Origin of the sequence: Bradyrhizobium hipponense (assembly GCF_008123965.1) — a bacterium.
GTDB lineage: Bacteria > Pseudomonadota > Alphaproteobacteria > Rhizobiales > Xanthobacteraceae > Bradyrhizobium > Bradyrhizobium hipponense.
The window spans coordinates 1-21,935 of the sequence record NZ_VSTH01000143.1; the positions used below are offsets into that span (position 1 = coordinate 1).

Annotated in this window: 15 protein-coding genes; 6 read left to right on the top strand and 9 right to left on the bottom strand. The window is 64.7% G+C overall.

Annotation, left to right across the window (positions count from 1 at the left end):
* Positions 1–33 precede the first annotated feature (33 nt).
* From FXV83_RS34320 to FXV83_RS34330, 3 genes are all read right to left on the bottom strand, one after another.
* The gene (locus tag FXV83_RS34320) at positions 34–357 is read right to left on the bottom strand and encodes a DMT family transporter (RefSeq protein WP_148743983.1); all 324 of its coding nucleotides are present in this window, start codon (positions 355–357) and stop codon (positions 34–36) included.
* A gap of 10 nt (positions 358–367) precedes the next feature.
* Positions 368–1,045: a glutathione S-transferase family protein gene (locus FXV83_RS34325; RefSeq protein WP_148743984.1), complete on the bottom strand. Its 678-nt coding sequence runs from the start codon at positions 1,043–1,045 to the stop codon at positions 368–370.
* Positions 1,046–1,141: 96 nt separating this feature from the next.
* Positions 1,142–2,245 (bottom strand): anhydro-N-acetylmuramic acid kinase, encoded by a 1,104-nt coding sequence (locus tag FXV83_RS34330; RefSeq protein WP_148743985.1) that lies wholly within the window; start codon positions 2,243–2,245, stop codon positions 1,142–1,144.
* A gap of 168 nt (positions 2,246–2,413) precedes the next feature.
* On the opposite strand from FXV83_RS34330, the gene tyrS reads away from it, so the two are divergent.
* The 4 genes from tyrS (at position 2,414) to FXV83_RS34350 (ending at position 7,685) form a co-directional block, all read left to right on the top strand.
* Positions 2,414–3,667 (top strand): tyrosine--tRNA ligase, encoded by a 1,254-nt coding sequence (tyrS, locus tag FXV83_RS34335; RefSeq protein ID WP_148743986.1) that lies wholly within the window; start codon positions 2,414–2,416, stop codon positions 3,665–3,667.
* 57 nt (positions 3,668–3,724) lie between these two features.
* Complete coding sequence (locus FXV83_RS34340) at positions 3,725–4,999, top strand: MFS transporter (protein ID WP_148743987.1); 1,275 nt, start codon at positions 3,725–3,727, stop codon at positions 4,997–4,999.
* A gap of 219 nt (positions 5,000–5,218) precedes the next feature.
* Positions 5,219–5,656 (top strand): DoxX family protein, encoded by a 438-nt coding sequence (locus FXV83_RS34345; protein ID WP_148743988.1) that lies wholly within the window; start codon positions 5,219–5,221, stop codon positions 5,654–5,656.
* A gap of 334 nt (positions 5,657–5,990) precedes the next feature.
* Positions 5,991–7,685, top strand: coding sequence for a methyl-accepting chemotaxis protein (locus FXV83_RS34350; RefSeq protein ID WP_148743989.1), 1,695 nt, complete (start codon positions 5,991–5,993; stop codon positions 7,683–7,685).
* Between the two features lie 200 nt (positions 7,686–7,885).
* On the opposite strand, the gene FXV83_RS34355 is transcribed toward FXV83_RS34350, so the two are convergent.
* Positions 7,886–11,686: a YhdP family protein gene (locus FXV83_RS34355; protein ID WP_187436368.1), complete on the bottom strand. Its 3,801-nt coding sequence runs from the start codon at positions 11,684–11,686 to the stop codon at positions 7,886–7,888.
* A 204-nt stretch (positions 11,687–11,890) separates the two neighbouring features.
* Here FXV83_RS34355 and FXV83_RS34360 point away from each other — a divergent pair, with 204 nt between their 5' ends.
* Both FXV83_RS34360 and FXV83_RS34365 read left to right on the top strand, forming a co-directional pair.
* Positions 11,891–12,580 (top strand): peroxiredoxin, encoded by a 690-nt coding sequence (locus tag FXV83_RS34360; protein ID WP_148743991.1) that lies wholly within the window; start codon positions 11,891–11,893, stop codon positions 12,578–12,580.
* Positions 12,581–12,691: 111 nt separating this feature from the next.
* Positions 12,692–14,059, top strand: coding sequence for a M23 family metallopeptidase (locus FXV83_RS34365; protein WP_187436365.1), 1,368 nt, complete (start codon positions 12,692–12,694; stop codon positions 14,057–14,059).
* 48 nt (positions 14,060–14,107) lie between these two features.
* On the opposite strand, the gene FXV83_RS34370 is transcribed toward FXV83_RS34365, so the two are convergent.
* The 5 genes from FXV83_RS34370 to FXV83_RS34390 all read right to left on the bottom strand — a co-directional run bounded on the left by FXV83_RS34370 (position 14,108) and on the right by FXV83_RS34390 (position 21,300).
* Complete coding sequence (locus FXV83_RS34370) at positions 14,108–15,019, bottom strand: DMT family transporter (RefSeq protein ID WP_148743993.1); 912 nt, start codon at positions 15,017–15,019, stop codon at positions 14,108–14,110.
* A gap of 123 nt (positions 15,020–15,142) precedes the next feature.
* Entirely contained in the window at positions 15,143–16,024 is an 882-nt protein-coding gene (locus FXV83_RS34375; RefSeq protein ID WP_148743994.1) for an NAD(P)-dependent oxidoreductase, read from the bottom strand.
* Position 16,025: 1 nt separating this feature from the next.
* A protein-coding gene (gene prfB, locus FXV83_RS34380; protein ID WP_148743995.1) for a peptide chain release factor 2 occupies positions 16,026–17,157 on the bottom strand; the annotation gives its coding sequence in 2 pieces (ribosomal slippage) (positions 16,026–17,087 and positions 17,089–17,157; 1,131 coding nt in all).
* A gap of 108 nt (positions 17,158–17,265) precedes the next feature.
* Positions 17,266–19,764 (bottom strand): penicillin-binding protein 1A, encoded by a 2,499-nt coding sequence (locus FXV83_RS34385; protein ID WP_148743996.1) that lies wholly within the window; start codon positions 19,762–19,764, stop codon positions 17,266–17,268.
* Between the two features lie 240 nt (positions 19,765–20,004).
* Positions 20,005–21,300, bottom strand: a complete 1,296-nt coding sequence (locus tag FXV83_RS34390; RefSeq protein WP_148743997.1) for an N-acetylmuramoyl-L-alanine amidase — start codon at positions 21,298–21,300, stop codon at positions 20,005–20,007.
* Positions 21,301–21,935: the final 635 nt, after the last annotated feature.

Genomic DNA, 21,935 nt, shown 5'->3' on the forward strand with positions numbered 1-21,935 from the left:
CACCCATAGGATCTACGAAACTAGAGCTCGGCTTTAGGCCAGCTTGAGCGCCGCGATCCCCATCAGCACCAGCACTATTCCCGCGACCTTCATCGCGCTCAGCGCCTCGCCGAACAGCACGACGCCCATCACGAACGTGCCGGCGGCGCCGATGCCGGTCCAGACCGAATAGGCGACGCCGACCTCGAGCACCTTCAAGGCGCGCCCGAGGAGGAAGACGAAGGCCGCGAGCAGCACCAGCGAAGCAAGGCTCCACCCGATGCGCGTGTAGCCTTCCGCATACTTCATCGAGATCGCCCAGCCCACATCGAGGGCTCCGGCGACAACCAGCATGAGCCAGGCTACGGACGGCGACATCCGCGTACGCTCAGGCGGCGAGCTTGAGCAGATGCGCGTCGTGGCGAACGAGGAAAGCGCGCAGCAATTGCGGATAGTCCGCGCCGACGGCCGTCCGAACGCTCGGACGCTTCGCCAGCTCGGCCCGCCAGGCGCGTATCTTCGGCAAGTCGCTGAAGATGCCGAGTTCGGTCACCTCGTCGAAAACATCGAAATAGCGGAAGATCGGGGCGAACACCGCGTCGACCAGACTGAACGCATCACCGGCAAAGTAGGGGCCCGCGCCTAGCGCGGCCTCGACGCGCGCGAATTTCGCCGCCAGGGCCTGGCGCTTGCTCTCAAAGGTCGCCGGATCGGTTGTGGTCTCCAGCCCCCAGAGGTCACCGAGGGTCGCCGAGCCGAACTCCATCCACGCACGATGCTCGGCGCGCGTCAGCGCGTCCACCGGATGCAGCGCGGCGCCCCCTTGCGTCTCCTCGATGTACTCGCAAATCACATTGCTCTCGAACAATGCGACCTCGCCCTTGGCGGTCGTCACCACCAGCACCGGCACCTTGCCGAGCGGCGAAAGCTTCAGGAACCAATCAGGCCTGTTGGCCAGATCGATGTCGATCCGTTCGAACGGCACGCCCTTCTCGTTAAGCGCGATCACCGCGCGCTGGACGTATGGGCAGAGCTTGTGGCTGATCAGTTTGAGCGAGGCAGTCATGGCAACGATCCCGGCGGTTGGATGCAATGGCATCAATATAGATGCAAATGCATTAACTCGTCAAGATGCATGCATCTGCATCAACCGCCTGTGACCTCAGGGCCGCGCCATCACCCCACCGGTCATCGGCATCGGCACGCCCGTGGTGGCTGGATAAGACAGCGGCAGCCCTTTCAGGCCGCGGGCGGCGAGGAAGCCGAAGGCCTGCGCCTCGATCGCATCGGAGGCCCAGCCGAGCGCTTCGGCGGCTTCAACCGTCGCCGATCCCACTCGCTCACGCAGCATGCGCAGCATGGTCAGGTTGCGCGCACCGCCGCCGCAGACGATCCAGCTTCGCGGCCGCCGCGGCAGCAGCGGGATGATGCGGGCGATCGCGGCTGCGGTGAACGCGGTCAGCGTCGCGGCGCCGTCGGCCGGCGGCACCTCGCCAAGCCTGAGCGCGGCAAAATCGTTGCGGTCGAGCGATTTCGGCGGCGGCGCTGCGAAGAACGGCAGCTCCAGCGCCCGCGCAATCCAGGCCTCGTCGACCTTGCCGAGCGCGGCGAATTTTCCTTCCGCATCGAATGCCTGGCTCATGGTGCGGTACATGAAATCGTCGAGCAGCGCGTTGCCGGGCCCGGTATCGCAGGCGATCAGCGTGTCGTTGCCGTCGATATAGGTGATGTTGGAGACGCCGCCGATATTGACCACCACGATCGGCCCTTCGCGCTCCAGCGAATGGGCCAGCGCCCGGTGGTAGACCGGCACGAGCGGCGCGCCCTGGCCACCGGCCTCGACGTCGGCCGCGCGGAAATCGTGCATCACGGGAATATGGATCACCTTCGCAAGCGCCGGCGCATCGCCGATCTGCACGGTCAGCCGCCGCTCGGGGCGGTGCAGCACGGTCTGGCCGTGGAAGCCGACGATGTCGATGTCCTCCGGCTTCATCCGGTGCTGAGCGACGAACGCGGCCACCGCCTCGGCATGCGCCAGCGTCACCGCGCGCTCGGCCTCGGCCAAGACCCCTGGCCGGGCATCACGCTGCGGCAGGTGCACGGCCTCGCTGAGCGCCTGGCGCAGCAGATTGCGCTCGGCCGGGGTGTAGGGCCGATAGCCGGTCGGCCCGAACGCCTTCACCTGTTTTCCGTCGGTTTCGATCAGCGCGACGTCCACCCCGTCAAGCGAAGTGCCGCTCATCAAACCGAGTGCCGTTAACATCATCTTGGGTCAGCATCCTCAATAGACCCGCTCTGGCATGCCGATCTTGTGCCAGGGGGGAACATCTTATAATGCCACAGCGCCAAGTGGCGGGCTGCAATCAGGTTCCGATGTAAGACCCTTAAATTGCCCCCAAAACAGTAAACCAAGAATTGTCAGGCTGGCCGACAAATGACTGCATTCAAATCGGATTTCCTCAATACCTTGCAGGAACGTGGATTCATCCACCAGTGCTCCGATTTCGAGGCGCTGGACGCGCTTGCCGCCAAGGGCGAGGCGACCGCCTATGTCGGCTACGATTGCACCGCACCCTCGCTGCATATCGGCAACTATCTGACCATGATGCTGCTGCACTGGCTCCAGCAGTCCGGCAACAAGCCGATCACGCTGATGGGCGGCGGCACCACCATGGTCGGCGATCCCTCCGGCAAGGACGAGACACGCGCGATCCGCACCGTCGCTGAGATCGAGGCGAACAAGGCCTCGATCCGCGGCGTGTTCACCAAGGTGCTGCGCTACGGCGATGGCAAGAGCGACGCCATCATGCTCGACAATGCCGAATGGCTGACCAAGCTCAACTATATCGAGATGCTGCGTGACGTCGGCCGCCACTTCTCGGTGAACCGCATGCTCACCATGGATTCCGTGCGGCTGCGGCTCGAGCGCGAGCAGGAGATGAGCTTCATCGAGTTCAACTACATGGTCTGCCAGGCCTACGACTTCGTCGAGCTTGCGAGGCGCACCGGCTGCCAGTTGCAGATGGGCGGCTCGGACCAGTGGGGCAACATCATCATGGGTGTCGATCTCGGCCGCCGCATGGGCACCCACCAGCTGTTCGCGCTGACGACGCCACTGCTCACGACCGCGTCCGGCGCCAAGATGGGCAAGACCGCGCAGGGCGCGGTCTGGCTCAACGCCGACCAGTTCTCGCCGTATGATTTCTGGCAGTACTGGCGCAACACCGAGGATGCCGACGTCGGCAAATTCCTGAAACTGTTCACGACACTGCCGATGAGCGAGATCAGGAAGCTCGAGGCCCTCGCGGGCTCGGAGATCAATGAGGCCAAGAAGGTCCTCGCCACCGAGGCGACCGCGCTGCTGCACGGCCGCGACGCCGCCAATGAAGCGGCCGAAACCGCGCGCCGCACGTTCGAGGAAGGCTCCCTCGCCGAGAGCCTGCCGACAGTCGAAATTCCGCGGGGCGAGCTGGACGCCGGCGTCGGCGTGCTCAACGCCTTCGTAAGAGCGGGCCTCGTCGCCTCAAACGGCGAGGCGCGACGCCAGATCAAAGGCGGCGGCCTGCGCGTCAACGACGACTCCGTCGCCGACGAGAAGATGACCCTGACCCCGGCAAGCCTCACGCCGGAAGGCGTGATCAAGCTGTCGTTCGGCAAGAAGAAGCACGTCCTGATCAAGCCTGCATAGGCGTATGAGATTTTCGCTGCTTGTCAGGGTGCGCCGAAGCGCGCTCCCTGATCGGCAATGAACCAGAACACGCCCAGGGGAACGAGCAAGGAAACCGCGCGCGAGGAACCCGTAGCTGCGACGCCGCAAGGAGCGGTGCGCACCGCGCTCGTGGTGCTCGCGCTCTGCTTCACGCTGGCCGTGCTCGGCCGCGGCCTCAGCGAGAGCTTCACCGTCTTCCTGAAACCGATCTCGGAAAATTTCGGCTGGGATCGCGCCCAAATCGTCTCGATCTATTCGCTGACATGGCTCGTCAGCGGACTGACCGCGCCGCTGGTCGGACGCCTGTTCGATCATTCCGGTCCGCTCATCGTCTACGCGCTCGGCCTCCTGCTGCTCGGCTCGGCCTTCCTGATTGCCGGCCGCGCGCAGTCGCTCTGGCAATTTCAACTCTCGATCGGATTGTGCGTCGGCATCGGCGTCGCCTTCATCGGCAACGTGCCGAACTCGATCCTGCTCGGCCGCTGGTTCGGACCGCGGCTGCCGACCGCGATGGCGGTGGTCTATTCGGCGATGGGCGGCGGCGTGCTGGCGCTGCTGCCGGCCTCGCAGCTCCTGATCGATCATCTCGGCTGGCGCGAGACCTACCAGCTGTTCGGCCTCGCCACGCTCGGCCTGCTGGTGCCGCTGATGCTCCTGCCATGGCGGCTGTTCGCCTCGGGCTCGCCGTATGTCGCGAAGAAGACCGATCCGGATTTCGTCGATCATGGCTGGACGCTTCCAAGCGCGATGCGCCATCACGCCTTCTGGGCGCTGTTCTCGACCTTCTTCTTCACCGCCGTCGGCATGTATGCGATCGCCGCGCAGATCGTGGCCTATCTGATCGACGCCGGCTTCCCGCCGCTCCAGGCCGCAACGGCCTGGGGCTTTTCCGGCGTGGTGCTGGTGTTCGGCATGCTCGGCGTCTCCGCGCTTGACGGCCTGATCGGGCGCCGGCCGTCCGTGCTGCTGAGCTACGCGATTTCGATCCTCGGCATCTTCCTGCTTTGGCTGTTGCAATACTCCGCCAACCTCGTCCTGCTCACCGGTTTCGTCGTCTGCTTCGGCAGCATGATGGGCTCACGCGGCCCGCTGATCACGGCGACCGCGATGAAGATCTTTGGGGGCAAGCGCGTCGGGACCATCTACGGCACCATCTCGATCGGCAGCGGACTTGGCTCGGCGTTCGGCTCCTGGAGTGGTGGCCTGATCCACGATGCGACCCATGGCTACAACGCGCTGCTCGTTTTCGCATTTGCGAGCGTGGTGCTCGGGATGATCCCGTTCCTGATCGTGCCTGCATTGCGGCGGTAGGTATCCCAGAGGTAACCTGCACGCATACGCGTTACCGGAAAAATACCAACTGAGCCGACGCGGAACACACGCGAAAAATGCGATTCCGTTGGACTGAAATCCCAGCCTGCGGTGTTTTGTCTGACATGACGAAAATGTCAGTCTGAATTGAGCTTGAGCGGCTTGCGAGGTGGAACCGAATGCGGTCCAAGTCGCTGCATTGGATGGAGGCACAAACCAATGAACGCTACCTTTCTCTCTCGCTACGAACCGGTTCTCCTGAGCCTGTTTCGCTTCGTCACCGGCCTTTTGCTGTTCCAGTACGGCGTGGCCAAGCTGTTCAAGTTTCCGGCGCTCCCCTACTTCGCCGACATCCCGCCGCTGATCTACGCGGCCGGCACGCTTGAGCTGGTGCTTGGCGCGGCCCTCATGCTCGGCCTGTTCACCCGGCTCTCGGCTTTCATCCTGTCGGGCGAAATGGCCTTCGCCTACTTCATGGGCCACATGTTCAAGAGCGGCTCGCCGGTATTGCTGCCGCTGCTCAATGGCGGCACCGCCGCGATCCTGTTCTGCTTCGCCTGCCTCTATCTCTCGGCGGCCGGCGGCGGCTCGGTCAGCGTCGACGCGCTGACGCGCAAGGAAAGTGATGCGGCGGGCGACGCCTACGCACGGCGCTGACGCACCGGCGATTAACCCGCGAGTCGTGAGATGGCACCGGCGAGTTTGCCGGTGCCGGCTCAACGCGTCCCCAGCACATTCCAGATGATGGCCAACACTGCGACGAGCAGCACGGACATAATGATGCGATGAACGAATCGATTCATTGCCGCTCCGGCCAGGCTGGGTAGCCGCAAAAATCCAAGATCATTCTGCTCCGATGCATGAGCGGGCGCAGGCCGGCACACGGCCTTTCGCCTGCACGCGCGGCAGCACGCCGCATGCGTCCATTCATGATTGGTAAGAACTTCATGCTACCGACGCGGGTAATAACAACCATTCCGTCGAGGCCGTGATGCAGCTGCTGAGTCACCTGAAGATCCGTACCAAGCTCGCCAGCATGGTCTGTCTCGCGGCACTTACGGTGACCGCCATCATCGGGGTGTCGTCCGTTCTCAGCAAGAGCCGCATGCTGGAGGACCGCGCCGAGCAGATGCGGACCGCGGTCGATATGCTCTACAACCTCGCCCAATCGCTTGAAGAGGACGTTGGCGCCGGCAAGCTGACCCAGACTGAAGCCAAGACCCAGTTCCATCTGCGTGGCCGCCGCATGAGCTTCAACGGCGGCCAAGGCTATCCCGTGGTCTACAACGCCGATACCTCGATCCTGATCAACGCCGCCAACCAGCAGCTCGAAGGCAAGACCACGGGTGCGAAGGACTCCAACGGCATCCTCATTGCCGATGCGATCATAAGGGCCGGCAACCAAGCCCCGCAGGGCGGCGTAACCTCCTATCTCTATCCCCGTCCCGGCCAGACCGAGCCGGTCCGCAAGACCGTTTTCGCGCGTAGATTCGCGCCCTGGAACGCGACGATCAGCTACGGCCTCTATGTCGACGACATCGACACCGACGTGCGAGCCTTGACGCTGGAGCTCGGTGCGATCGGCATCGGCCTGATGCTGCTGATGGCCACCCTCTCCTGGCTGATCGCCCGCGACGTGCTCGGCGCGCTCGACCGCCAGAAGAACCGCATGCAGGAGATTTCCGAAGGCGCCATCGACAAGCCGGTCGAGGAAACCGGCCGCGGCGACGAGATCGGCCGCATGGCCGAGACGCTCGAAGTGCTGCGGCAGACCGCTTTGACCGCGCGTAACCTGGAGACTGAGCAGGTCGCGATCAAGACACGCAGCGAGCAGGACAAGCGCGACGCCCTGATCGCGCTGGCCGACCGCTTCGATGCCTCCGTCGGCCAGCTCGTCGGCCTGATGGCCTCGGGCTCGGGCGAGCTGGAGACCACCGCCAAGTCGATGTCGTCGACCGCCGAGGGCACCAACCGCCGCGCCGCCGTGGTCGGCTCGGCCGCCACCGAGGCCAGCCAGCGGGTCCAGACCGTTGCGGCCGCCGCCGAGGAGCTCTCCTCCTCCATCACCGAGATCAGCCGCCAGGTGGCGCAGTCGGCCGAAGTCACGGGCCGCGCGGTGGACAGTGCACGCCGCACCGACACCATCGTGCGCGCGCTGTCTGACGGCGCCCAGCAGATCGAGCATGTCGCCGAGCTGATCTCGAACATCGCGGCGCAGACCAATTTGCTTGCGCTCAACGCCACCATCGAGGCAGCGCGCGCCGGCGAAGCCGGCCGCGGCTTTGCCGTGGTCGCCTCCGAGGTGAAGTCGCTCGCCAGCCAGACCGCGGAAGCCACCCGCGAGATCGGCGACAAGATCGCCCAAATCCAGGGTGCGACCAAGGAAGCGGTCGATGCCATCGGCGGCATCACCGCCACCATTGAGGAGGTCAGCCGGATCGCCACTTCGATCGGCGCCGCAATCGAGGAGCAAGGCGCCGCCACCGCCGAGATCGCCCGCAGCGTCTCCCAGACCGCCGAAGCAACCAGGGAAGTCACCACCAATATCGGCGTCGTCAGTACCGCGGCGAACGAGACCGGCAACGCCGCCGGCATGGTGCTCGCGGCAGCCTCGAACCTCTCCAAGCAGGCCGAGCAGCTCTCCGGTGAAGTCGGCACCTTCCTCGCCGGCGTGCGCGCGGCGTAGGCTCCGCGACGACTCGGCCTTCATGGTTCGAGACGCCCGCTTAAGGCGGGCTCCTCACCATGAGGATCTAAGATTTCCGCCGCGGCACAAGGCCTCATCCTGAGGAGCGCGCCCTTCGCGCGCGTCTCGAAGGATGGCCGCAAGCAAACCGCCAGCCATCTGTACTTTCAAACTTGCCTCGGGCCAGAAGCAGCTACGCGCTATCGCCGCGCAAGAGTGCAACCGCTCGACAGCTGCCGCGTCGTGCCGGTCGAGCCGTCGCTCGACTGCGAGGGGAATTCTTCGAACGGCGAGTTCTGCTTGCCGGTGTTGAACTCGAAGATCTTTCGGAACAGGCCCGGCGCCATCGCCGAGATCGGGTTGACGCGCATCACCGGCGCGGCGGGCGTGCCGACGACCTCATAGGTCACGCCGATCAATCCCTCATTGTTGCCACCGCCGAGGAAGATGCCGAACAGCGGGATCTGGCCGAAGATGTTGTTGACGCCATACATCGGCACGAAGGTACCGCTCATGCACACCTGGTTGCCGGGATAATCGATCGAGCCCTCGATGGTGCCGCCGATCATCGGTCCCTTGATGACGCCGTCGCGGATCGTGAGCGCGCCGTTCTGCCGCGTGAACTCGGCGCGCAGCGCCGTGAAGGACACGCCACTCTGCGCGCCGTTGGGACCGCCCGCCGCAACGCGATCGAGCTGATCCATTCCCTTCACCGTGAAGTCGCGCACATTGATCAAGCCTTCCCTGGACACAGGCTCTGACGTCGGCGGCTCCATCGCCACCACCAGCTGGCCGCCAAAGACCTTGTTGGTGGTGTCGGTGAAGCGCAGCAGCGCGCCGGCATCATTGGTCTGGAGATAGATCACTTCGCGGGCGCCCTGTGCGCGGCCGCCGCGCAAGTCGGCCGCCACCGGCACCGGCGTGTTGCCGCCGATCTTGCCGCTCAGTGTGAAGGCCTTGATGGCGCCGTTGCGCTTCGACATCTTGGCTTCGACGCTGCGCATCGCTTCGCCGTTGAAGCCGGCGACTGCGCCGAGCTTCACGTCGATGTCGAAATCGACGTTCTTCAGCTTGCTCTTGCCGTCGTCCTTGGAATTGCCTGAGATCGCGGACTTCAGGAAACCGCGGCCGTCGAACACGTCGCCGCGCATGGTGCCGCGCACCACGCCGTCGGTGCCACGCTCCACTTTCAACGACGCCTTGTCGCCGTCGGACGGCGAGTAGGTCGGGAAGTTTGCGTTCACGAGGTCGCCATTCGGGTCGACCTCCAGCGAGCCCTTGATCGAGGCGCCGCCGCCTTCGATGACGATATCCTCGAAGCGCGTCGACTGCGCCGTCGGCACCACCTTGAAGCTGGCCTTGCCCGATTTACCCGGCAGCTTGACCCAGCCGGGAAGGATATTGTCGAGCTTGACCGAGGTCAGGTCGGCCTCGACGCCGAGTTTGGTGGTCTGGTCGGCGCCGCCGGCGATCTTGCCCGATAGCTTGATCGGCAACGAGCCGCTGACGGCAGGGCTCAGATCGAACCCGAGGCGCGCGCGGCTAGCATCGTCCAGCGTCGCCTGCAATCTGACATCCGCGTCGCCCTCGGTCGGCTTGCGATAATCGAGCGCGGCCGCCTGCCCGTTGATCTTGACGTCGCCCTTGACCTGATAGCCCTGGTTGTTGGCGACGATCTTGAGGGTGTTGGCTTCCAGCTTCTGGTTCATCACCAGCTTGTCGGCGGCAAAGCCGTTGAGGTCCGCGCTGACGGTGTAGCTGGTGTCGGCCTTGGTCAGTTCGCCCTTGACCGGCAGGCCGAGCTGGATGTTCGCCGAGAACGTCCCCTTGCTGGTGTTGGGATCGACGAAGGTCGCCGACAGGTCGCTCAGGCGATCATTGGACAGAATCTCGGCCGCCGCCGCGACCGGTCCGTCAGCGCGGAATTTGCTCCGCGACGGCGAGGGTTTTGGCGCCATGTCGGGCACCTCGAAGATGAAATCGGAGATCGTGATCTTGCGGCCCGCGGGCGTATCGGCAATGCCCTGCCCGATATTCACGGTCGCGGTACGCCCGGTCACATGGGCCTTCAAATCGGCGTCGTGCACCACCGGCATCCCGTCGACGGGACGGACCGCGACGCCACTCGCCACGATGTTGACCGACAGGCCGTCGTCGGGAATGGGCGGGCCCTTGCGCGGCAGGTTCTTCGTCGGCGAATTGACGCCGATCTCGATGCGCTGGAGCGTGCCGCGCTCGATCCGCTCGATCACCCATTCGCGCAGCTCGGGAACGACGAGCGTCGGCCACATCCGCTTCAGTGCGGAGGCCGACATCGGCGTTCCCGCAAAGCCCAGCGTCAGCCGCGGCTCGCCGGAATAGTCGATCGCGCCGGTGCCGGCGACGCCGATCTCACCATTGGATATATCGGCCTGCGTCAGCAGCAGCCGCTTGTGGTCGGTGTCGAAGCGGAAGCCGATTGCGATGCGGTTGAAGACGAGCGGCGGCTCGTTGTCGATGCCGCCGAGGAGGATGGAGCCGCCGCTGAAGCCGAGCTGCCAATCGTTGATGTTGCCGTTCGGCGGTTCGAGATGCGCGAGCAGCGTGACCCGGTTGGCACCCGAGAGGATCTTAAAGGGGGCAATCAGCACACGCCGGCTCGAATCCCATTCGACATTGATCTCGGCCGAGTCGATCGCCATCGGATAGTCGGGCGTGTCGGTGTCGATGATGTTGCCGGAGCCGACCGCGATCTTGCCGCGGAAGAAGGTCGGCACGCCATCACGGCCGAGCTCGCCCTTGAGCTCGCCCGTCAGAGGCAGGTCGGCCGTGTAGGTGAGGTCTTTCACCCGCAAGGCCAGGAGAATGTTGGACGTCGAGACCTTGTCGGCGCGGATGTCGACCGAGCGCACGCCGTTCTCGGTGGGACCGATCGTGGCGCGCAGCGACCACGGATGCGCCCCCTCTTCGCCGAGGCTGAGGGTCACGCCGCCGCGGCTCGGCCGGCGCAGGCTGAGGCTGATGTTCTCGAACGTCCATTTGCCGCCGCGCTGCTGATCGTCGACGATCAGATTGCCGTTCTTCAGACCGATCTCGTTGAGGTTCTGGCCATCGAGGCCGGTCATGCTCAAACTGTCGAGCCAGTCGAGGCCTTGAAGGATTCCGCTCTGCGCGGCGGTCTGTGGGGCGGCTTGGGATGCGTCCGGGCTCGCAGGCGCGGTCGCGAAAGGCGGCGGCGGAACCCCATTACGCGGGAATGTCGGTGGCAGGCCCGCGTCCTTCTTGGACGCGACGCCGGTCGCGAGCGGCTTTGCAGTGTCGCCGGCCGAGACCGTGACGGTCCCGTCGGGCGCGATCCGAATCGCAAGCTCGGCATCGACGAGATTGAGACTTTCGGCGCGCAGGTGACCCATCAGGAGCCCCGCACCCGACAGCTTCACCTCCGCCTTCGGCGCGCTGGCGACAATGGCATGATCGTGGTCACGGACGATGATGTCGCGGATGCGCACGGCGATCCGGATCCGCCCGGCACGTTCGATCTGGGTGCCGCCGACCTCGACGGTGTTGCCGTGGCCGATATTGTCCTCGATCGCCGCTGCCAGCCAGGGCGTCGCGATGTCGAGGTTGATGGGACCGGCACCAAGCCGCCACCACAGCGCCCCGAAACAGCCGACAAAGATGACAACGAGGGCACTGATGACGACAACCAGGCGTTTGAGCCAGCGGTCAGCCGCGAGCCACCGCCGAAACGATCCAAAGCCGTCACCGAAGCGATGGATGCCCGAATTGGAACGGGACAAGAGCCGGCGCGCCCGATGGCCCGCCGCCGCTTCCTGATCCGCATCCCAGTCGGCTTCCCATTCCGGCGGCTCTTGTCCGCCCCCGCGCCGATCGAAATCGCGATTATGATCCTGGGGCGACGTATTCCTTGCCATTGCCTCTCGATACAGGCGCCCGTCATAGGATTGAGCGCCGCCGGGACCGCAGCCGTCGGCGGGGATCGATGCTCCCCGGCCCGGCATTGCCGCCATACCTCGAATGTTCCTGCTGTTGGTCATTTCGCCCCGGCAGCGCGTTCAACGAGCAGTGGGGTGTTGCGTGGAAATCCTTGTAACCATACTCCGGCGTCGCCAGACTTGCCCAGCCAAGGGCCTGAATCCGGCTGACCGGACGAGAGCTGCAATACCGCTTTGGTTGACCCGCCGAAAGCGACGAAAGGAAGGCGTATGTCCAAGAAATCCCGAAAGAAATCGTTCAAAACGCCCTCCGGCAGTCCGACAACTAGAAAGAAGGCCCCGACAACGCGGGCATCGACTCAAACAAAGTCCGCGAAAACACAGCGGATGCCGGCAAGCAAATCAACCAGGACAATGGCAAAAGCAGCATCGCATAAGGCCGCATCGAAACAGTTAAATTCTTCCGAATCGGCCTCCTCGCCCGCGGCGTCGAAATCCGCCCTGGCCGAGGGCCGCAAGGCTCCGGCCTTCCGCCTGCGCCGCGACGGCGGCGACGTGGTCACGCTGGCGGATTATGCCGGCCGGAAGGTCGTACTGTTCTTTTATCCCCGCGCCGACACGCCCGGCTGCACCAGGGAAGCCATCGACTTCACGCGGCTGGCGGACGCTTTCGCCGCCGCCGGTACTGCCGTGCTCGGCATCTCCGCGGATCCGTTAAAGGCGCAGGAGAAGTTCCGCGACAAGCATAGTCTCGGTATCCCCCTGATCTCGGATGAGACACATGAGATGCTGGAGGCGTACGGCGCCTGGGGCGAAAAATCCATGTATGGGAAGACCTTCGTCGGGATTCTTCGCACCACGGTGCTGGTCGGCGCCGACGGCAAGGTGGCCAAGGTCTGGCGCAACGTTCGCGTCGACGGCCACGCCGACGAGGTGCTGGCGGCGGCAAGAAGTCTTTAACCAGCTCTTTAAGTTTGAGTGTTCCCATTTCCGGAAAATTAACCATGACCGGCCCAGATTGCTGCGGCAATTAAGGCCGTACGGACTCATCCGACCGGCGCGGGAGTGCCGATGTCGAAAAGTCCTGCCCAATATTCGCAGTACCCCCAACATCATTCCCACGATCACGGACGGGCCTTCCACCGGCGTCCTGCCGCCACTGCGGTAGCCGTCGCTGCACCCCTTCCCGCGACCGACGACGCCTACACCATCGTCCATGCCGGCAAGCAGGTCCGCTTCGGACCCGTGGTGTTCTGGATCGTGGTCGGCACTGTGGTGCTGCTCGGGCTCTGGTCGGCGGCGACCGCCACCTATTTCGCCTTCCGCGACGACGTCCTGACCCGGCTGATCGCCCGCCAGGCCGAGATGCAATACGCCTATGAGGATCGCATCGCGGAGCTGCGCGCCAAGGTCGACCGCACCACCAGCCGGCAGCTGCTCGACCAGGAGCAATTCGACCAGAAGCTCGATCAGATCATGAAGCGCCAGACGGCGCTGGAGTCCCGGGCCACGGCGCTTGGCGCCATGCCCGACGTGACCGGATCCATCCCCCGTTCGGCGCCGCAGCGCGGCGATGCGAGCCAGAGCACGACGCTGGGTACGCCAAAGCCGTCGCCGATCAGCGACACTGTGATCTTCGTAGCTCCGCCCGATCGCGAAGCGCGCCTTGAATCGCGAGCTCCGGCCGTCGCGGCCCTACCGGTCAATCAATTCGCCAAGAACCAGGGTTTCGACAACGTCCTGGTCCGGCTCCAAACCGCGCTTGATCAGGTCGAGCGGCGCCAGATGGCGGCGCTTAGCGCCGTTGAGGAAGGCATGGATTCTCGCATGCGCCGAATGCGTGGCGTCGTCAGCGATCTCGGCCTCAACCTAGCCAACCTCGAATCCGCCGTGCCGCGCACGGCTATGGGCGGCCCGTTCGTACCGGTCAAACTGACTGCCAGTTCTGGACCGTTCGAGAAACAGCTCTCTCGCATCAACGTCACCCGCGCCGAGATGGACCGGCTCAACCGTACGCTCGCGCTGGTGCCCTATCGCAAGCCCGTCATCGGCGAGGTCGAGTTCACCTCGGGCTTCGGCGTACGCAGCGACCCCTTCCTCGGGCGGCCGGCAATGCATACCGGCCTCGACTTCCGTGCGGCCACCGGCGATCCCGTTCGCGTCACAGCCAACGGCAAGGTGGTGTCGGCCGGCTGGTCCGGCGGCTACGGCCGCATGATCGAGGTCGACCACGGCAATGGACTTGCCACCCGCTACGGCCATCTCTCCGAGATCAACGTCAAGGTCGGCGAGATCGTGAAGATCGGCCAGGTGGTCGGTCTCGTCGGTTCGACCGGGCGTTCGACCGGCCCGCATCTGCACTATGAGACCCGCATCGACGGCGAAGCGGTCGATCCGCAGAAGTTCCTGCGCGCCGGCGTGCGCCTGAGCGCGGGGTAGTGCCGCGACTCGAACCTTGCTTGTTGCACCAGTTGCCCGAATTCGAACCTATGCCACGCGCCGCGACAGCCGCAGCGCGCGCCCGTCGATCACGAGCAAGGCGCTGCCGATGACGATTGCGCCTGCGATCTCGCACATCGAGATCGGCTCACCGAGCACCAGCCAACCCAGTAGAATGGCGGTGACGGGAATGAGGAGCGTCACCAGCATGACATTGGTCGCGCCCGAGCGCTGCAGGATCTGAAAGAACACGATGTAGGCGAGTGCGGTCGACAGGCCGGCAAGGCCGAGCACCGCGAGCCAGGTCGTCGGGCCGGGCATCGCCAAGTGCCATGGCTGTTCCATCGCAGCGGCGACGATCGCCATCATGAGTGTCGAGGCCATCAGTTGAAACGTTGCCGTGCCCAATGGGGCTGCGCCCTTCAGCAATCGCCGCGCCGCCAGCGCTGCAAAGCCATAGCTAAGCGCCCCGCCGAGACAGAGCAGAATGCCGAGCCCCTGCCCCGTACTTGCCTCCACGCCCCATCCTCTCAGAATGATCACGCCAACCAGCCCCAACGCCACGCCGGCCAGGCGCCGCATCTGCAACGTCTCCTCTCCCGCGGCCGCCATCACGATCACCGTGAACAGTGGCGTGGTGGCATTCAGGATCGACGCCAATCCGCTCGGGATAAAAGTCTGGCCGATCGCGATCAGCGAGAACGGAATCACATTGTTGAGCAATCCAATCGTGAAGAATGGTCTCCAGCCGATCAGGCCCTTGGGAAAGCTGATGCCCCGGATACGGAGCAGCGGCAGCAGAATGGCCGCGCCAAGCGCGACGCGCAGAAACACCAGCGTCAGCGGCGGCAATTCCCGTAAGCCCGCGCCGTTGAAGAAGAACGAGCCGCCCCAGAGGATCGAGAGCACCACGAGCAGCGACCAGTCTCGCGCGTCGATCCGGTTGTCGTTGTGGGGCATCGCGTCCAAAGTCCGGTCAGACCTACCGCCTAGGAAAGTTCGGCAGGAAAGGCCACCCGTTTCCGATGAGTCTTTCGGGGTCTCACACTCGGACGACAACACCGCCCGACATCGCCGCGCCCGCTAGGAAGGCTTCTTTGGCTGCGACACCAGCTCGATCATCTTGCCTTCGTCGTCGTCAGGCATCGTGGCCCTGGCGCGATCGTAGGCCTCGACCGCAGCACTCGAGACGAGCGGCTTGTCGGCCAGCAGGCTCTCCGCGAGCTTCACGGCGTAGGCGGCATCCTTGTGCCGCAGCGCGGCCGTGAATGTCGCGCCGGTGAAATCCCTTGCCACCATACGCCTGGAGTGACGCTGCACCTGGGGGCTGGCGGCAACGCCTGACAGAATCGACTCCAGCACCAGGTTCATGTCGAGGCCGGCCTGCTCGGCGATCGCGAGCCCTTCGGCGAGACCGGCGATCTGGATCGCGCCCATCAGATTGTTGATGAGCTTGTAGACCGTGCCGGAGCCGACCGCGCCGAAATGGCGGATGGTCGAGCCGATCGGTTCGAGATAGGGCCGCGCGCGCTCGAGATCGGCCGCGTCAGCGCCAGCCAGCAGCGTCAGCTTTCCGCTAGCGGCCGCATCCGGCAATCCCATCACCGGGCAGTCGATGTAGATGAGGCCGCGCGCGTTGAGCTCGCGACCCATCTCGCGCGCATGATCATAAGAAACTGTGGAGCATTCGATCGCGATGGTGCCGGCCTTTGCCGTCTTGGCCGCGCCCTTGAGGCCGAGCCAGACGGTGCGCGAAGCCTCGTCATCCGCGACCATGGTCACCACGGCGTCGGCATCGATCGCGGCGTCCTCCGGCGAGGTCGCCCAAAGCGCGCCGCGCGCGATCAGGTCTTCCGCTTTGGCCTTGCTGCGATTCCACAGCGTTACCGTGAAGCCGGCATCGAGATAGCGGCCGGCCATGCCATGGCCCATCCGTCCAAGCCCGATGAAGGCGACGCGAGTCATGCTAGTCCACGTCCTCGATCTCGCCGGTGGCGGTGCCGAACGCGCGCTGCGCCAGCGTCGCGGCCATGAAATCATCGAGCTCGCCGTTAAGCACGCCCGATGTGTCCGAGGTCTGCACGCCCGTGCGCAGGTCCTTCACCATCTGGTAGGGCTGGAGCACATAGGAGCGGATCTGGTGGCCCCAGCCGATATCGGTCTTGGCGGCCTGGTCGGCGGCGGCTTTCTCCTCACGCCTCTTCAGCTCCATCTGGTAGAGCCGCGCGCGCAGCATGTCCCAGGCCTGCGCCCGGTTCTTGTGCTGGGAGCGGCCGGCCTGGCAGACCACCGCGACGCCAGTCGGGATATGCGTCAGCCGCACCGCCGACTCGGTTTTGTTGACGTGCTGGCCGCCGGCGCCGCCCGAGCGCATGGTGTCGGTGCGGACGTCGGATTCCTTGATGTCGATCTTGATGCTGTCGTCGATGACCGGAAACACGGCGACCGACGAGAACGAGGTGTGCCGCCGCGCGTTGGAATCGAACGGCGAGATCCGCACCAGGCGATGCACGCCGGCCTCGGTCTTGAGCCAGCCATAGGCGTTGCGGCCGGAGACCTGGATGGTTGCGGACTTGATGCCGGCCTCTTCGCCGTCGGACTCCTCCATGACCTCGACTTTGAAGCCATGGGTCTCGGCCCAGCGCGTGTACATGCGGAGCAGCATCTGCGCCCAGTCCTGGCTCTCGGTGCCGCCGGCGCCGGCATGGACTTCGAGATAGGAATCGAAACTATCGGCCTCGCCCGACAACAGCGCCTCGAGCTCGCGCCTTGCCACTTCCTTCTTAAGGACTTTCAGTGCGGCTTCGGCCTCGGCCACGACGCCTGCATCGCCTTCGGCTTCGCCGAGCTCGATCATGCCGATGTCGTCCTCGAGCTCCTGCTCGACTTTGCCGATGCCCGAGAGCGAATCCTCCAGCGAGGTTCGCTCCTGCATCAGCTTCTGGGCCTTCTGGGGATCGTTCCAGAGGTTGGGATCTTCTGCGAGCTTGTTCAGCTCAGCGAGGCGCGCCGTCGATTTCTCGACGTCAAAGATGCCTCCTCAGCAGCCCGACTGACTGCTTGATCTCTTCTACCAACCGTTCGATTTCGGCGCGCATATCGTTCTCTGGTCTCGCGGAATTGTTCCCGCGTCTAAGTGCAACGCCGATGTAGCGGCGGCGGCTGCAAAGCGCAACCGCCCGCCACCCAAACGCCGGGGTTATTCGCTAGTACAGCCCGCCGGTGCCCGGACGCATGAAGAAGCCCGAATCTGGCGGCTGCTGTTGCTGCGACGCGCGCCCGTCGGCGTCGGCAACACCGATGACCGAGTAGTTGTCCGGCGGCGCCGTGCCCGGCTTGAAGGCTTCGAGAATGGTTCCGCCAGTCTCGCCGGGGCCGGCGCGCATACCGGTCTTGGCCACGACCCGAACCAGCTTGATGCCGGCGGGCACCTTGAACGGGACCGCCTGCTTGTCGGCGAGCGCGAGCTTGAGGAAGTCGCGCGCGATCGGCGCGGCCAGATGGCCACCGGTCGCGGCGTTGCCTTTGCCGAGCGGACGCGGCTTGTCGTAGCCCATGTAGATCGCGACCGCGACGTCCGGCGAGAAGCCGACGAACCAGGCGTCCTTGGCCTCGTTGGTGGTGCCGGTCTTGCCGGCGATCGGCTTGCCGACCTCCTTGACCACGGTGGCGGTGCCGGCCTGAACGACGCCTTCCATCAGCTCGGTGATCTGATAGGCGGTCATGGAATCCAGCACCTGCTCACGGCGGTCGATCAGCTGCGGTTCGGTCTGACTCTTCCAACCGCCCGGGGCGTCGCAGCCGCGGCATTCGCGCTGGTCGTGCTTGAAGATGGTGCGGCCGTAGCGGTCCTGGATGCGGTCGATCAGCGTCGGCTTCACGCGGCGCCCGCCATTGGCGAGCATCGAGTAAGCCGTGACCATGCGCATCGCAGTCGTCTCGCCGGCGCCCAAAGCGTAAGAGAGATAGTTTGGCAGCTCGTCATAGACGCCGAAGCGGCGGGCATATTCGCCGATCAGAGGCATGCCGATATCCTGCGCGAGGCGCACAGTCACGGTGTTGAGCGACTGGCGCAGCGCGTTGCGCAGCGTCACCGGCCCCTGGAACTTGCCCGAGGAGAAGTTTTCCGGCCGCCACACGCCGGCGCCCTGGCCCTGATCGATTTCGATCGGCGCATCGAGCACCACTGTCGAGGGCGTGTAGCCGTTGTCGAGCGCCGCCGAATAGACGATCGGCTTGAACGACGAGCCGGGCTGCCGATAGGCCTGGGTGGCGCGGTTGAACTGGCTCTGGTCGAACGAGAATCCGCCTACCATGGCGAGCACGCGGCCGGTCCAGGGATCCATCACCACCATCGCGCCGGACACTTCGGGGATCTGGCGCAGACGATACTGGCCCTCGATGGGGTTGCCGTCCTTATAGAGCGGATCGGCATAGATCACGTCGCCGGGCTGCAGCACCTGCGACACTGCGCTCGCCGCCCTGCCCTTGGCAGGCCCTGCGGCCGCCTTCGCCCATTTGATGCCGTCGAGCGTGATCAGGCCAGTTTCGCGTTGCTTGCTGATAGCGCCGCCGAGTTCGCGGCTCGGCTGGAAGCCGATCCGCGCCGACTGGTCGCTGGTCTCCAGCACCACCGCCATGCGCCATGGCGAGATGTCGGACAGCGACTTGATCTCGGCGAGCTTCACGCCCCAGTCGCCCGAAATATCGAGCTTGCTCATCGCGCCGCGATAGCCCTGCTGCTCGTCATAGTTCACGAGGCCCGTGACCATGGCCTTGCGCGCCATAACCTGGATCTTCGGATCCAGCGTGGTGCGCACCGACAGGCCGCCCTCATAGAGCTTCTTCTCGCCATAGCGCTCGAAGATGTCGCGGCGGACTTCCTCGGCGAAATATTCGCCGGCGAAGGTGTGGGCGCCGTTGGCGCGGTTGGTGACGGCCAGCTGTTCCTTGCGCGCCTTCTCGGCGTCGGCCTGCTTGATCCAGCCGTTCTCCTGGAGGCGGTCGACCACGTAGTTGCGGCGCTCGATGGCGCGGTCGCGGTTACGCACCGGATGCAGGGTTGCCGGCATCTTCGGCAGCGCGGCGAGATAGGCGGCTTCGGCAACCGTGAGCTCGTTCACCGATTTGTCGAAATAAACCAGCGAAGCAGCTGCGATGCCGTAGGCACCGAGGCCGAGGTAGATTTCGTTCAGGTACAGCTCCAGGATCTTGTCCTTCGAATAGGTCTTCTCGATCCGCATCGCCAGCAAGGCTTCCTTGATCTTGCGGGCGAAGGAGACCTCGTTGGTTAGGAGGAAGTTCTTGGCGACCTGCTGCGTGATCGTGGAAGCGCCCTGCGGACGCCGGTTCGAGCCGTAGTTCTGGATGTAAACCAGGCCGGCGCGCGCCATGCCGGTGTAGTCGATGCCGCCATGCTCGTAGAAATTCTTGTCCTCGGCCGCGAGGAAGGCGTTGATCACGAGCTTCGGCACCGCCTGGATCGGCAGGTACAGCCGCCGCTCCTTGGCGTATTCGCCAAGCAGCGAGCCGTCGACCGCGTGCACGCGGGTCATCACCGGCGGCTCGTAATCCTGAAGCTGAGAGTAGTCCGGCAAATCCTTGGAGAAATGCCAGATCAGGCCTGCCACGGCACCGACACCAACAAGGAACAACACCGTTCCCGCGGCGAACAGGAAGCCCATGAACCGCACCAGCAAGCGCATTATCTGTTTATCCGTTCAATTCCTGGATCAGCCGAGATCAGTCCAAGATCAGCTCAAGACGCCCAAAACAGGCGCCCACCTCACGTCGCGAATTCACCAGCCTACTCAATCACATCAGTGCCGGACCTGAAGACGCTCGCCGAACGGGATTCTCGTCGATTCCGGAACCCCCTGCGGCGTTTTTATAAAGCGCCCGCTGTGGCCAAACTAGGGCTTTGACGGCAGGACCGGAAAACCCTTTCAATTCGAAGACCCGGCTGTGGCCATCCGCTTGGCCAGAAACCCGTCGATCGCCTGCGCCATCGAGGTCACGGCGCGGGACCGCCAGCCCTCGGAGACCAGATGCTCGAGATCTCCCTTATTGGAGACATAACCGATCTCGACCAGCACCGACGGCACGTCGGGCGCCTTCAGCACCCGGAAACCGGCCGACTTCAGGGGATGTTTGTGCATCCGCACCGTCGACTTCATTTCGCCCATCAACAGACGGGCGAAACGGTTTGAAAAGTTACGGGTTTCCCGCTGCGTGAGGTCGATCAGGATGTCGGCGACATCGGTCGGCTCCTCGGTGAGGTTAAAGCCGGCGATCGCATCCGCCCGGTTTTCCGCGTCGGCGAGCCGTTCGGCCTCGGCGTCCGAGGCCTTGTCGGACAGCGTGTAGATCGTGGCGCCCTGCGCGTCGCCCTCGGCGCGCGGCAGCGCGTCGGCGTGGATCGAGACGAACAGCGCGGCCTTCAGGCTGCGGGCAACTTTGACCCGATCGTTGAGGGGGATGAAGGTGTCATCGTCCCGCGTCATCACTACGCGGTATTTGCCGGTCTTCTCCAGCCGGTCGCGCAGCGCACGGCCAAAGGCCAGCACTAGATTCTTCTCGCTTTCGCCGCTCGACTGCGTGCCATTGTCGATGCCGCCATGGCCGGGGTCGATCACGACCACGGCGCGGCCATCGGCCTTCTGCTGCGCAGCTTCCGGCGCTGCGGCGGTCGAAACCGCGGCGGGCGGCGCCTCGCCAATCGCAGGCCGCAGCTCGGGGCGGTTTTCCGGGGCCAGCAATTGCATGAAGGCGGCACGGTCGACCTCCTCCAGCTCCAGCACGAGTCGGGCCGGCTGACCGTTGGCCGCCTCCAGCACGTAGGAATTGGCGATCTTGGCTGGTCCCGCCAGATCAAACACGATTCGCGAGCCGCCGGGCATCACGAGCCCATAGCGGAACGCCTTTACCAGCCCTCGCCCGCCGGTTCCCGTGCCCGAGGGCAGCTGAAAATTGAGCTGGGGCACATCGACCACCACGCGGTACGGATCGGCGAGCGTTGCTGCGCGGAAGCTGACGGTCTGATCGAGGTCGAGAATGAAGCGGGTCTGCTTGCCGTCGCCGGCCAGCCGGGCGGCCGAGGCGATCGGAAAATTCGTTGCGGCAACAGTGGGTTGCGACTGACTCTCGGCCGCGCTGAGGCGCGAGGAATCGGCACATGGCAAGGCTGCGGCGCACAGCAGTGCACACCCCAGCAGAACCCTTTGACTTGCGCGGCCCGCCACCGATTCCGTGCCTCCGAGCAGCCCTTTTAACGCAATAGAACCACAGGGTTAATCGATCCTTAATGACGGAGATGCGAAACTCGCTGACTGTGACCGGCTTGCGACGGTCCCTTGCACGGCCGGCCCATTCCTCGTATGTACGAGGTGCTGACGGCCATTATTTCCGGTTGTGTCGCATTCAGCCTCCCGGTGCTGCGCCGGAACTCTCAAGGTTTGGGAATTCCAGCGTTTTCCGTTCCCCCCGAAGGCCAGCGCGGTGCGCGGCAGGGCGGTGGAACGGGTCAAGCTCCGGCGGCAGACGGTTCCCGGTTACCCCTGTGTTTCCGGGACAGTTCTGACAGCGACGTGGCCCATTACCCGATCCCTTAATCCCAAGGGAGCGGTTCGATCTTCGGGATGAGCGCTTCCGCGCCACGCCTGGCCAGCAGCAACTGATTGAGGGGCGGCCTCGCCGCCCAATGTTTCATACGGGCCGACGCTTGATGCGCCAGACTGTGCCGACGAATTCTGAAGGACCATTCGCGACGCTGCGGAGTAAAACTCCCGCGCGCCGCCTTGATCCTCCGGCTTCCGATTCGGCAAGGCGCGAGAGACGGCGTTTCGGCCTTCCCCTCACCCCCGAATCAGGTGGACCG